Genomic DNA, 13,416 nt, shown 5'->3' on the forward strand with positions numbered 1-13,416 from the left:
CTACGCCCGCCCTACGCCGCAACCAGCGCGAACGGTCCGCCCGTCATACCTGTCACGCTGCTCGACGAAGGGGGTCCCTTTTGCACGCCGATAGGGGGTCCTTTTTGGACGCCGATTGACATCTCCTGGGGGAGCCTGAATCAGGTCGCGACGTTCACATCAATGGGTCCTGACCCTAGCAATTAGCCTTGGCTCGGAAGGACCTTGCTCGGCCTTGAGACTGTCGGAGGATCAATTCCGCCTTCATCCTTCATAGTGGCACTGATAGTACAGCGCGCCTTGCCCTTTGCCTTGATGTTGGCCTTCGACAAAATTCGACCGCGACGATGTCGCAAGCATCAACCAGGGCGCTCCAATCGCGGGCGCATCGGCGATCAGCAGGTACCTTTCTGCTTCCAAATCGGCGGGTTTGTGGAACATCGCCGCATAGCCGTTATCGACCGCGACATGCCGAGACTTAGCTCGCCATCAGATCACGTCCGCCCACAAGCCGTTGAAGATGAAGCTCGCCTGATGCGCTTCTACCAGATCGACAACCATGCAGAAATGCGTCGCCCAAGGCGGTGCAGTGCGCTGGGTGCGGGATGAGGCGGGAGACACGAGCACGAAGCGATCCGTCGGGACTTCCACCGTCTGTGTTCCAACCATTTCTAAGCGCACCGTTACAGGCAGCCGATGAGCGTCCTGGCCATCAATTCGGACCCAGGCAGGGGAGACCAACAGCGTGCCGTTGCGGCCGGGCCGCACCGGGTCACGCCGGACACGAAACCCGGCCAGCACCGTGTCGCTGTCCTGTACGGGAAGCGCGATCAGGATGAAGGCGGCTGCGGAATTCGTGCCGAAGGCTTTGGTCGCGATCAGCCCTCGCTCATTTTCCACTCCACCCTTGGAGAGTTGCAAATTGGCGCCTGCTTGCGCGTAGCGGTCGGTGATTGGTTGAAGTGTATCGGCTGTGCGCCATACCGTGTCCTGCCACGCCGCTGCGGTAAAATCGGGATCGGACAGGCGTGTTCGCCCGTCTCGCAGCCGCATCGGGAGGGCGCCGAAGTCATAGGATTGAGTGCCGTGGGCACGGAACACGCCTGCACCCTCAGCCCAGCAGGTCGGCCGAGAGGACGAAGGGTCGGCAGGTGTGAAATTGTGCACCAGCATGTCCGTGAAGTGCACCGCTGCACCTTTGCTCACGGCCGCTATGCTGGGTCCGGTCCATGCCCTGGCTTGGTTAACGATCCAACCGCCATCCAGGCGCACGAATCCGCCGTCGCCAGCACAACGGATCGGCGAATTCGACCATGTGTTGCTTTCATGATGGCAAGACGTCGCCAAAACCGATCCAGCAGCCACGTCATACAGGACCCTCGTGTAGTCGAGCGAGCAGCTCAGCAGGTGGAGCGAGGCATTGCCGGCCGCAATACGCACCGCCGTTGTGGAATTATAGAGTGTGCAGCCGATCAGCACGTTGCGCTCGCCATTATCATCGGCTGCCGGATAATCGACGCAAATGCCGCAATTGAACACTTCGCAATGCAGCAAGACGTTGTTGTAGGCATGGCTGCCGAAGCGCAGACCCGTGCCACAGCCGAAAACCGATAGATTCTCGATTAGCATTTGCGCGGAAATGGCTGCGTTAGGAGAGTCAAAGTCCACGCCGATGCTGTGCGTCTCGGATCCTGCACCCTTGATGCGGATCGCACCGGAGACCATCCCTTTGTGGCCGTAGTTGTTGTCTGGTTCGCGCACGCCTGTTGAACTGGCTGACACGCGCAGATAGCGGCCTTCCCAGCCACTGAAATCGAGCAAGGCTGTGCCGGTCATCGAAACATGCGATGCATCCAGCACAAGTCCCGACCCGCAGCGATAGGCCGTTTTTGCCTGCAACAACACAATGCCGCCTTCCGGCCGGGCAGCGAGGGCATCCAGGGCCCGCTGCAGTGCGGGCGCATCGTCCGCCACGCCGTCGCCAACAGCGCCGAACTGTTCGGGGGTGACCGTGATCCTGCTTGGGGCGATCAAGGCCGGAACGGTCGCTGCACGGGGCGCCGCTTCGGAACTGCCGGCAAGGGGGACGCTGGCTAACACGCCCAAGACGGATCGGCGTGAGGCGGAACAGGGATCGGAAATGACGACAACTCCTTGCAGCGCGGCCGGATAAGTCTGTGACTGGAGGCGCGTTTCGAGTGACCCCACCCGCAAGCATTGGCCTTGAAGCAAAGTGCGACTATGCCACGCGAGCAGGTGGAGCGTTCCGGCCCGCCATCTACTATCGAGTAATCATGCAAGCGAGCCGTTTGGAAACCCAACGAGGAAAAAACGCGGGCCGCAGGCCGCGCCGGAATTCCCAGACCAGTTCTTGGTTCACTAGCAAGGGTGAATTCCTTCTGGTCGCCGCTTATTTGGTCGTTGCCGGGATGTTTGGCGGCGGACTGGTCGCATGGACGCCGGGAAACATGGTGCTGATCCTGGCGACGATCGTGCTGGCGGTTGCGTTCGGATGGCGCGACGGCTTTGCCGCCCTTGCCCGGGCGCCATTGGCCGGCCGAATCGTCCTAATCGGCATCGCTGCGCTGCCGCTGCTGCAGCTCGTGCCGCTGCCGCCAGCGCTGTGGCAAGCGCTTCCCGGGCAGGATCTGCGCCGCATGACGTTGGGGCTGGCCGGCTTGGCGGACAGTTGGCAGCCTCTGACGTTGGAGCCTGCGGCAACCGCCCTGTGCGCGGTGACCGCGATCGGCTTCGTGACATTCACTGGCTGGCTCTTGCGGCTATCCGAAGATGACTTCCGGCGCCTGTTGCTGGTTGCCCTAGGTCTGGTGTTGCTCGGCATCTCAATCGGCCTTCTGCAGGTCTTCAGTGATGGGCAGTGGATGGTGCTGCAGGCCCAAATGGGAGCCACGTTGCTCGGCTTCTTTGCCAACAAAAACCATATGGCGCTGGTGCTAGCCTGTTCGGTCCTGCTGTTTGGCCTGGTCGTCAGCCGCCAGTCGCCTTGGCAAGGGCGGCGGCGGATGTTCGTTGGGGGCTACACGGCGTTTGCATTGGTCGCGATCGTCGTTACCAACAGTCGCGCCGGTCTGGGATTTGGGGCGTTAGCCGCGGTGATGGTACTCCTGGACCTGGCACGCGGAGTGCCCCTACGATGGCGCGTACTAGCGGTTGTGGTAGTCGCGGCCCTTGTTGTGGCAGTTGTGTCCTCGTCAGCCTTTGAAATCGTGGCTGGCCGGGTCGATAACGTCAGCGACGATCTGCGTTGGCGCTTTCTCGGCTGGTCGTGGCCGTTGGCCGAACGCTATGGCTGGCTGGGCAGCGGATTTGGATCATTCAGGACCCTTTTCATCACGACGGAACAGCTTTCCTGGGTGAAGCCCACGGAGGTGAATGCCGTGCACAACGATTACCTCCAGTTGCTGATCGAGGGCGGCATTCCGGCAATGATCCTGTTGACGTTGCTGGCCGTGTCGCTGGTCCTCGCCCTCGGCCGCTTCCGTCATTTGCTGCGGCGAAGTTCGGCGCGGCACCAGCTCCTGTTCGGACTGACGGCAATTCTGTTGTTTGGGCTGCACAGTGCTGTTGATTATCCGCTGCGCCGACCGGCCGCATGGGCCTTCTTCGCGCTGGCGCTGGCTGCAGTCTATAGAAACACGCAGAACCACCCCACCTCTGATGGCTGGGGTGGCGAAGCAGCTTGATGGATAACAAGCCCTACTGCTACTAGGAGCCGCCCCGACAGCGGCTGGTACCGGTTTCCGACATTTCACTTACAAGGGTTTCGCGTTGCGTTTAAAATTCGCACCAGTCCTAGCGATCGCCAGCATAATCTCGGGTTGTGCCGGTCGTTCCGGTATACCCGTGGGCGGCGAGTTGCCGCCTGCCGAGCGCGGCGGGATCATCACACCGGTCGCAGCCGAGGATTACCTTCTTGGACCGTTGGATACGTTGTCGATTAAGGTGTTTCGTGAACCCGAACTGTCGTTCGACAGCCTACCGGTGTCGCTCAGCGGCAAGATCTCCTACCCACTGCTTGGCGAGTTGTCGGTTGCTGGGCTGTCCACGGCCGAAATTGCTCGGCTGCTGACCGCGCAATTGAATGCCCGCTATCTGCGCAACGCCAGCGTCTCGGTCTCGCTTGATCGGGCCGCCAATTTCACAGTGACGCTGGACGGCGAAGTACGTAAACCGGGTGTGTACCAGATACCCGGCGCGCGTTTGTCGTTGCTACAGGCAGTTTCGCTGAGCGAAGGGCTGACGGAAAGCGCGAAGAGCGACGAGATCGTCGTCATTCGTGAAATAGACGGCAAGCGATACATCGCCCGGTTTGATTTGAACGAGATCCGGGCGGGGCGGGCGCCTGATCCGCAAATCCAACAGACGGACGTGATCGTGGTTGGCTATTCGCAGTTCACCTCCCTTTTCAGGCTGACGCTGGCAGCCCTTCCGGGTGCCGCAGGTCTTTTCATCGCGCTTAATCAGTAAGGCGTCCGGACAACATGCAGTTTCCGTTTAACGGCGAAGCGACTTTGCCGGCTTCCACCAACCTTCCAGCGCTTATGCCGGAAGGGTCCAAGGCGTCGGCTGGCTCGGCCCATGCTCTGCGCGAGATTTGGGCTGCGGCCTATCGTTCGCGTTTTTGGATCATCGGCATCTTCGCCGCTTGCATTGCGCTGGCGATCGTCGCAGCCTTGTTGACCACGCGTCTCTACCAAGCGACCGCGTCGGTCGAGGTACGTCAAGAAGCGGCCAAGGTGTTGGGAACCGAGGCTGACCAAGAACAGTCTGCGAACACCGATGCCGAACGTTTCCTGCAGACGCAGCTCGATATCGTCCGCAGTCGCGGTGTTGCCGAAGCGGTTGCTGAACGCGAAGGGCTGTTCAACGGAAATGCCTTTCTCCAGGCAATGGGGATTGAGGACGAGGGCGTATCAGCTCCAACCGGAATGACGCCGCGCGAGGCACAGCGCGATCGCGTGCTAAAGCTGCTACGGGGCGGTATGTCGGTGCGCTATACGGGCACCACACGCATCGCGACCATCTCCTTCACCAGCCCCGATCCGCGGCTGTCCGCGCGGATCGCCAACGCGTTTGCCGACGCCTACATCCGCAGTAATCTGTCGCGAAAGGCCGGCGCTTCAGACTATGCGCTCGACTTCCTACGCGGCCAGCTTACTGAGGCGCAGGCGCGGCTTGCCAAGTCGGAGCAGGCGGTTGTCGATTACGGCCGACGCACGCGCATCGTGGATGCCGGAAACGCAGCCGGGAGTGGCGGCTCATCAGATAATTCTGCGCGGCCGCAGTCGCTCATTACCGCGCAGTTGGTGCAGCTGAACCAAGCCTATTCCACCGCCATTGCCGACCGCATTCAGGCTCAGCAGAAATGGGACCAAGTCGCCAAACTGCCGGCGTTGAGCACGCCAGACGTGCTGACCAACAATGCGGTACAGCTCCTTTTAGAGCGCCGGGCCGACGTCCAAAGCCAATATCAGCAGCAACTGGCCACGCGGCAGGAGGATTATCCCGCCGTTATAGCGGCCAAGGCACAGCTGCGCGAACTCGACCGACAGGTGGGCGCCCTAGCCGGCAATATCCGCAACGGCATCCGTAACGCCTATCAGGTCGCTCAAGCGCGCGAGCAACAGCTGGCGAGCGAAATCGACAAGTTGAAGAACAGCACGCTGTCCGAACAGAATCAGGGCATCGAGTTGTCGATCCTGCGGCGCGAGGCGGACACCAACCGGCAGCAGTACGAAGCGCTGCTGCGGCGGTTCAACTCGTTGAACGCTGAATCCGGGATTCAGACCAACAATCTGTCGGTGGTCGACAGCGCCAGCGTGCCGGATCGTTCCTCTTGGCCCAAGCTGTCGCTTAATCTAGCGCTGGCGCTGATCTTAGGCATGTTGCTTTCTGCCCTGTTTGTTTTCCTACGTGAGCAGTTGTTCAGCGCGATCCGTACGCCAGACGAGGTGCGTTCTACCACCGGTTTGGCGATCTTGGGTGTGGTGCCCTCGTCCGATACGCCGGACGAGGATCTAGACGATCCCAAGTCGTTCCAGAGCGATGCCTACAACTCGGTGCGAACCAGCCTCTCGTTGCTGTCGCCCAACGGAGTGCCGGCAACGGTGATGTTCACCAGCACCCAGCAGGGCGAAGGCAAGTCCACCGCCTGCCGAGCGCTGGCACTAAGCTTGTCGCGGCTTGGCCGGCGCGTGGTGGTGATCGATGCCGATCTGCGACGACCCAACGTCCATCGCCTGTTCGGGCTGGCTAACCGCCAGGGTTTGAGCAATCTGCTTTCAGGGCAAATCGCTAGGGAGCAGGCGATCCGCAACAGTGCGGACAGTAAGATCGACTTCATCGTCGCCGGCGATATCCCGCCCAACCCAACCGAACTTATCAACAGCCCGCAGATGGTGGCGTTGCTGCGCGATCTGCGCGAGGCCTATGACGTGGTGCTGGTGGACTCCGCACCGGTTCTGGGCCTGGCGGACGCGGTGATCCTGTCGAGCGAGGTCGAGGCAACGGTCTATGTCATCGAGTCCGGCCGCAATCCGGTACGGCAGATACAGGCGTCCCTATCCCGTCTGGCACAGGGTGGCGGTACGATCGCCGGAGCCGTGCTGGTGAAGTTCGATCCGGGCCGGTTCGGCTATGGTTACGGCACCGAATATGGCTACAGCTACGATTATGCCGAACGCAGTAAGTAAACCACTCGTCTGGCGGCGTGCGATTGCCGCTGGCGTCACGGGAGCGGTGCTGCTGACGGTAGTGGCCTATGCTACGGTTGCCGAAACGGCGCTAGCCACGGTGCGAGGCGCACGATCCGGCGCCTTGCTGGCGGATCTGAAAGGGGAGCCTGCTGCACAGCTCGACCGGCTGAGTGACAGAACGATGCGTACTGCCATCGCTGCGGCGCCTCTGGAGCAGCGTGTACTGAACGTCGCCATGGCACGTGATGCGAAACGGCATGGGAGAGAGCGGGCGCCCATCTGGCTTGTGGTCTTATCACGACTAGGATGGCGCGATACCGGGACGTTACAGAACCGGATCTACGCGGCCGCGCTGCGCAACGATTTGTCCAGCATTCTCGATATTAGCGATGCACTGCTCCGTCGCCAACAGTTGGCGGACCAGATCACGCAAGTGGTGCTGTTGCTTGAAGTCGAGCCTACCCTGCGACCGAGCTTGGTCAAACGATTGGCAGGTCGGCCAAGTTGGCGAAGCCTTTATCTCGGGACGACAATAGGCCACCTCAAAACCCAGGAACAATTGTCCGCTCGCGTCCTGCTAATGGAAGGGCTAGCTCGATATGGCCCGCTCGATAAGAGCGAGGTGGTGCCCAGTATCAATGCGCTTGATCATGCTGGTCTAGTCCAGCAAGCTTTCACCCTGTGGCAGCGGGTGCAGCCGGGCGTTACCCGGCCGCTGGACGACGGCGAGTTCGACCGCGTGAGCCGCAGCTATGGCACGGGCTACGATCCGGTGCCCTTTCAGTGGCAGATGATGACGGGCGAAGGTTTCGGCGCAGATGCAATCCGGGATGGTGCGCATGCGGTGCTCACGATACATTGGAGCGGACGCGGGGTACCGGTGTTTGCGCAGCAGCGGACGTCAGCGGCGCCCGGTCACTACGCGCTCGACCTAGACATCCCTGTTGAGAGTAAGGCGGATCTTTCCACCTTATCCTTCAAATTAGCCTGCAGTAAGACCGCAACGCCCTTCGTGGCCGCTGGGAGTGACCCTACGCGGTTGCGCACGGTGACAGCAGTGCCTTGTGCCTTTCCGATGCTGCAGATTGTTGGCGACGTTCAACCCTCTGCGGCGGCACACCAGGTGACAATCAGCCGCATCGCGATGCGTCCGCTGAACGCCGGGTCCGAAGCGAACTAAGATGGCAACGCAATTAGGCACCGCACCGCACCGTCTGGGCGCGCCGGCAAAGCGCGTTTCCGTCTATGACTGGGTGTCCGACGGCTTCGTCAACGGTCTGTTTTTCCGCGTGCTGTTGCTGGTCGCGCCGGTCCAGAGCGTACTGCTGACGCCGATACAGGGCAGCACTGCGGCCTTCCTCCTGGTCCTTCTCGCGCCGGCCATCTTGGTAGGCAATGATCCGCGTTACATGCGGTTGTTAGCTTTTTATATCAGTTTCGTAATGTTGTACGCGATTTATCTCGCGTTAAGCCTGTCTGGTTACTTAATTGACATACCGGACATGAGTCGACTTCAGGTTATTCGAGAAGTATACATCTCAGGATATCTTAAACAGACCCATTTAACGCAAGGGATATATCTTTTCGCCGCAGCAGCGTTTTGCTACCTATGCTACGTCTACTACAAAGAGCCATTTCTAAAATTTGCTTTTTTTGGCGTGTTGTTTCTCGCATGCTACGGTTTCTATGAATTTGTATACTATGCAATATTTCATAGTAATGGCGACATATTGTCTAATAGGAACTTTGGAGACCTTGACACTGCGGCTGCAGGAGCCGGTGACCATAAGTTTGCAACCGGCAGTATGGTACAAGGATCCACCCTGTTCGGCTCAGGATTTATGCGGCTAAAAAGCCTTACGGGCGAGCCGTCTATGTATGCGCTCACCGTTACGCCATTCGCTGTCTATGCTTACGCACGGCGGTGGTGGGCGTTGTTTGGCTTTCTAACACTTTCCCTAGTGTTATCGACATCGACAACCGCCGTTCTGGGTTTGGCAGTTGGTATCGGCTATGCCGAGGTCCGGCAACGGCAGGAGTTCATCCTCTATATCGCTGGAGCATTGATCGTTGGGTTCCTGCTGTACGAGACACTGGCGCCATTCCAACACGCGTTGGACACGTTGTTGTTCGAGAAGCTGGACACGCGCTCTGGTGATGAGCGCATTAGCGCGTTCATGAACCATGTGAAGGTCGTGACCGATGGCAACATTATCCGCTTTCTCTTCGGCCTTGGCTTTGGGTCGATCCGATCCACCGACATGCTCTCCAATCTGCTGGCCAATGTCGGGGTGATCGGAACCTTTACCTATTTCAGTGTCATATTGGCGCCGTGCTTCCGGTTGAAGAGAGGTCCGGATAGCGGAGCCATCGTGGCGACGTTGCTCTCGATCTTCGCCATGGAACTGCTCACCGTGTCTGAATATTCCTATCTTCCGCCATGGTTCATGGTTGCGCTCGGCTATGCACGCGTGCGTCAACAACGACTTGTCTTGCTGGCTCCTGGGCAATGAAATTAATCCTCAATGCGCGGTTCTTCAACCGGCCGGCGACAGGGGTGGAGCGGGTCGCGTTAGAACTCAGCCGCAGCCTGCGTGCATTACTGGCAACAAGCGGCCAACCTGATCTGGAGATAGCGGTGCCGACTGGCACACCTGTTGCCGACGGTGTCGCTGCCTTGGGCCAACCTGCGACACGTGTATCGGTCGTCGGCCGGCTTGGCGGTCATGCTTGGGAGCAGGCAGAGTTGGCCCGGGCGATGCCAGAAGACTGGATTCTCAACCTATGCAATACCGGTCCGATCACACGTCGGCGCCAGGTGCTGTTGATCCACGATGCACAGGTGGTGTTGCACCCGGAGTCCTATTCGCGGGCTTTCCGCTGGTGGTACCGCGTGATGATAACGCTCGCGAGCCGACGCGCTGCCGTACTGTTAACCATCTCTAACTCTTCCAAGATGCAACTGGAGCGGTTCCGCTTAGTACCTCGTGGCAAGGCGATCGTGCTGCGGTTAGGTGTCGATCACCTCGACGCGACCGTGCCTGAATTCGGGATCCTGGCGCAGCATGGGCTGGAACAACAATCGTTTTTCTTGGTTATCGGCTCTCTGGCGCGGCACAAAAATTTAGCCATGCTGATCGAGGCGTTCGTAGCCGCCGATCTGCCAAACCTGAGCCTGGTCGTGGCGGGCGGCGGCAATCCCAAGGTGTTTAAAGGCGCCGGCCTGCGAGAGGCACCGAACATTCGCTTCCTAGGACGGGTGACCGACGCGGAATTGAAGGCGCTCTATGCTGCAGCCTATGCCTTTGCCTGCCCCTCGCTATCCGAAGGTTTTGGCCTGACGCCACTGGAGGCGATGCGGATGGGCTGTCCGGTCATGGCCACAACTGGCGGCGCGGTACCGGAGGTGTGCGGCGATGCCGCGCTCTATGCTGACCCGCGGGACGTTCAGGCCTGGTCCGAAACACTGCGCCGGATCGCCACCGATGGGCCGCTTCGGGCCGATCTGGCGCGTCGCGCCAGGGAGCGCGCGGCGCTGTTCACCTGGCAGGGAGCGGCGCAGCAGCTGCTGAATGCGCTGAGTGCTCCGGCGAACGGACGGCCGCATCCGCCGCGCAAGTAGCCGCGTCGACTTTCATCATATCCCGAGTTAGGTGAACATAATGGCCGACACATCGGAGATCGCGAGGGCGCTTGACGCGGGTGTCGAGCGCCGGCTTGACGGCGTACGCGGTACGCGCTCGATACCGCGCATCATCCACCAGACGTATTTCAGCAAGGATCTGCCCCCGCCCCTGCGCGCCAATGTGGACGCATTGTGCGCGCTTAATCCGGGCTGGGAACACCGCCTCTACGACGATGCCGACATCGAACGCTTTATCACAGACGAATATGGTCCGGCGATCCTTCGGCGTTATTTGGCCATCGCGCCTGGGTACGGCGCGGCGCGGGCGGACCTGTTTCGCTATCTTCTGATCTACCGGATGGGCGGGATCTATCTCGACGTGAAGAGCGGCGCCAATCAGCCGTTCGACACGGTGCTAGGTCCCGATGATGCGTTTGTCGTCGCGCAATGGCGCGACAGCGTCGACAAAGCGGATACGCTGTTCCATCCCGAGCTGCGCGAGGTCCCAGGCGGCGAGTTCCAGCAATGGCATGTCATCGCCGCGCCTGGCCATCCGTTTCTGCGCGCGGTGATCGAGCAGGTGCTGCATCTGATCGACAGCTACAATCCGTACCGGGTCGGCGTCGGGCGCCACGTCCTGCGCGTCACTGGGCCGATTCCCTATACCCTCGCGATCGCGCCGCTCCTTCCTCACCATCCGCACCGGCGCATACGTGACGAGAGTGCGATTGGGCTGCGCTATTCGGTGCTGGGCGGTCAGGCCCATGAGGGCCATTTCCGCGGTCATTACTCACGTCGTCGTACGCCCATTGTCGGCCGGGATCGCGGCCCGATCGCCAACGCGCCGCTACTTGCCTTTCTGGCTGCGCGCAGCCTCCTCAGGCGGGCGCTGAAGCGATTCGGGCGGGGCTGAGGCATGCGGGTAGCAGACAACGAAATCGTCAAGGCGCTGGACAAAGCGGCCCAGCGTGCAGCCTTGGAGATGCGCAGAGACGGGACGGACAGGGCTATCCCGCGGCGGCTTCACCAGATTTACCTAAGCGGCGAACCGCCCGCGCCCTTGCGCACTAACGTGGACGCGATACGCGCGCTCAACCCGGGCTGGGATCATTGCCTCTACAATGCAGCCGCAGCTGAACGCTTTATCGCGGACGAATATGGCCCGGCAGTTCTTCAGCGCTACCTTGCCATCGCGCCCGGATACGGCGCAGCGCGGGCGGACCTGTTCCGCTATCTCCTCATCTACCGGCTGGGCGGTGTCTATCTCGATGTGAAGAGCGGCGCCGATCAGCCGTTCGACGCGGTGCTGGGTCCAAATGACACGTTCATCGTGGCGCAATGGGATAATGCGCCGGACGGAACCCACTTCAACGCGGCGCTGCACCCGGAATTACGCGATGTACCAGGTGGCGAGTTCCAGCAATGGCACGTCATCGCCGCACCCGGCCATCCTTTTCTGCGGGCAGTGATTGAGCGGGTGCTGCACCTAATCGACAGCTACAATCCGTATCGGGTCGGCGTCGGCCTCAACGTCATCCGCGTTACCGGACCTATCCCCTATACCCTCGCGATCGCGCCGCTTCTTTCCCATCATTCGCATCGACGGATTGCGACCGAGCGCGCGATCGGGCTGCATTATTCGACATTGGGCAGTGACGACGCGCACAAGCGCCATTTCCGAGGTCATTACTCGCGTCGTCGTACGCCCATCGTCGGCCGGGATCGCGGCGCGATCACCAACGCGCCGCTGCTCGCTTTCCTGGTCGCACGCAGCCTCCTCAGACGGGCGCTAAAGCGCTTCAGCGCCAGCTGATTTGCTAGGGTTGTTGCGGTTGGGGAAACAACTTAGAGGGCGAACCCTGCGCCAGGCTGGAATCTTCGTTTATGTCCGATCCCATTACATCGAAATCGCCTACTGCGCCCGTCCTGTCCATGGTGATAGCGACACTGGGCCGGACGACTGAGCTAGACCGACTTTTCCAGTCACTGGAAGCGCAGACGCGACGCGATTTTGATGTGGTGGTGGTGGACCAGAACGATGATGATCGTCTTGGTACGCTGACGGCGCGCTGGTCCGAACGGCTGTCGCTGCGTCGTCTACGCACTCCAGGAGAACGGGGCCTCAGCGTTGCGCGCAACCGCGGCTGGCCAATAACAACGGGCACCGTTCTGCTCTTCCCTGACGATGATTGCTGGTATCCGCCGCACTTCGTCGCCGATGCGCTGGCGACAATGGAGCAGCACGGCGCCGACGTGCTGGCTGGCCGCGCTGCCACGCCGGAAGGGAGGAGCATCAATGGCCGCTATGAGCTCGCCGCGTGCCGGTCCACCCGCCATAATATTTGGACCACCGGGATCGAATGGGTGATGCTGTTCCGCCGCACAGTGCTGGAGACGGTAGGCGGCTACAGTGAGGATGTAGGGGTCGGTGCGGCAAGCCCATGGCAGGCGTGCGAAGGCGTGGACATCGTGTTGCGCGCCGATACAGCGGGTTTTAGCTGCTGGTTCGATCCAGCGCTGGCCGGCCATCACGAGGAAATTGTGACAACCGCCCCTGACCTGCGCGCTCGGCGCAAGGCGCGTGCTTATGGCCGCGGTATGGGCCACGTGCTGCGCCGCTTCGACTACAGCTCGGCCGCCAAGGCGAATTGGATCGCACGGCCTGGTGCGGGTGCAGTGGTGTCGCTCCTATCCGGCCGGCGAGCCAAGGCCGCCTATTACCTACAGGTGGCGTTGGGCCGACTAGAAGGGGTGACGGACCGGCTGATCGGCTGATCGCAGTGCCAAGGCCCCTTGGTCTTGCCGTTTGCTCGGCTATGCCGCCGGAACAAGGTTTGTCCGGAATGAGTATGGCCTCACAGCAGCTTGCAATATACCAATTCGGTTTCGCTGCAGCAGAACTAAGTTTCTCCGTGGCGACTTCTTCGAGGGGTGTGTTCTGATCGGTACTGCTGCCGCCGCCGATGCAAACCCGTCCAAGCGCTGCTACCGGGTTCGTTAAAGCGGAACGGCGTGCGTACCTGAAGGTGCGACACCCGGTTGCTAGTTGACCAGGATTACCGCGCCTGAGAAAGCTTAGACTTCAAGGGTACAAAT

General features: G+C 60.7%; 11 protein-coding genes. 9 read left to right on the forward strand and 2 right to left on the reverse strand.

The genetic code is table 11. The features are described 5' to 3' along the window. Positions 1–243 precede the first annotated feature (243 nt). Together MHZ35_RS14825 and MHZ35_RS14830 are read right to left on the reverse strand one after the other, a co-directional pair. The gene (locus tag MHZ35_RS14825; protein WP_239436347.1) at positions 244–420 is read right to left on the reverse strand and encodes a hypothetical protein; all 177 of its coding nucleotides are present in this window, start codon (positions 418–420) and stop codon (positions 244–246) included. A gap of 48 nt (positions 421–468) precedes the next feature. Next, entirely contained in the window at positions 469–2,013 is a 1,545-nt protein-coding gene (locus MHZ35_RS14830) for a glycoside hydrolase family 55 protein (RefSeq protein ID WP_239436348.1), read from the reverse strand. Positions 2,014–2,447: 434 nt separating this feature from the next. On the opposite strand from MHZ35_RS14830, the gene MHZ35_RS14835 reads away from it, so the two are divergent. The 9 genes from MHZ35_RS14835 to MHZ35_RS14875 all read left to right on the forward strand — a co-directional run bounded on the left by MHZ35_RS14835 (position 2,448) and on the right by MHZ35_RS14875 (position 13,095). After that, the gene (locus tag MHZ35_RS14835; protein WP_239436349.1) at positions 2,448–3,683 is read left to right on the forward strand and encodes an O-antigen ligase family protein; all 1,236 of its coding nucleotides are present in this window, start codon (positions 2,448–2,450) and stop codon (positions 3,681–3,683) included. A gap of 160 nt (positions 3,684–3,843) precedes the next feature. Next, positions 3,844–4,467 (forward strand): polysaccharide biosynthesis/export family protein, encoded by a 624-nt coding sequence (locus MHZ35_RS14840; RefSeq protein WP_239436350.1) that lies wholly within the window; start codon positions 3,844–3,846, stop codon positions 4,465–4,467. Positions 4,468–4,481: 14 nt separating this feature from the next. Further along, a complete protein-coding gene (locus tag MHZ35_RS14845; RefSeq protein WP_239436351.1) occupies positions 4,482–6,692 on the forward strand; it encodes a GumC family protein in 2,211 nt (736 codons plus the stop codon). A 46-nt stretch (positions 6,693–6,738) separates the two neighbouring features. Continuing rightward, positions 6,739–7,875 (forward strand): hypothetical protein, encoded by a 1,137-nt coding sequence (locus MHZ35_RS14850; RefSeq protein ID WP_239436352.1) that lies wholly within the window; start codon positions 6,739–6,741, stop codon positions 7,873–7,875. Position 7,876: 1 nt separating this feature from the next. Beyond that, the gene (locus tag MHZ35_RS14855; RefSeq protein WP_239436353.1) at positions 7,877–9,208 is read left to right on the forward strand and encodes a hypothetical protein; all 1,332 of its coding nucleotides are present in this window, start codon (positions 7,877–7,879) and stop codon (positions 9,206–9,208) included. After that, complete coding sequence (locus MHZ35_RS14860; protein ID WP_239436354.1) at positions 9,205–10,317, forward strand: glycosyltransferase family 4 protein; 1,113 nt, start codon at positions 9,205–9,207, stop codon at positions 10,315–10,317. The genes MHZ35_RS14855 and MHZ35_RS14860 overlap by 4 nt, the downstream gene beginning before the upstream one ends. A 40-nt stretch (positions 10,318–10,357) precedes the next feature. Then, entirely contained in the window at positions 10,358–11,233 is an 876-nt protein-coding gene (locus MHZ35_RS14865; RefSeq protein WP_239436355.1) for a glycosyltransferase family 32 protein, read from the forward strand. A gap of 3 nt (positions 11,234–11,236) precedes the next feature. After that, positions 11,237–12,133: a glycosyltransferase family 32 protein gene (locus MHZ35_RS14870; protein ID WP_239436356.1), complete on the forward strand. Its 897-nt coding sequence runs from the start codon at positions 11,237–11,239 to the stop codon at positions 12,131–12,133. Positions 12,134–12,204: 71 nt separating this feature from the next. Further along, positions 12,205–13,095, forward strand: coding sequence for a glycosyltransferase family 2 protein (locus tag MHZ35_RS14875; protein ID WP_239436357.1), 891 nt, complete (start codon positions 12,205–12,207; stop codon positions 13,093–13,095). Positions 13,096–13,416: the final 321 nt, after the last annotated feature.

The sequence above is a fragment of the Sphingomonas sp. ACRSK genome (genome assembly GCF_022346685.1).
In the GTDB taxonomy this organism is placed as follows: domain Bacteria; phylum Pseudomonadota; class Alphaproteobacteria; order Sphingomonadales; family Sphingomonadaceae; genus Sphingomonas; species Sphingomonas molluscorum.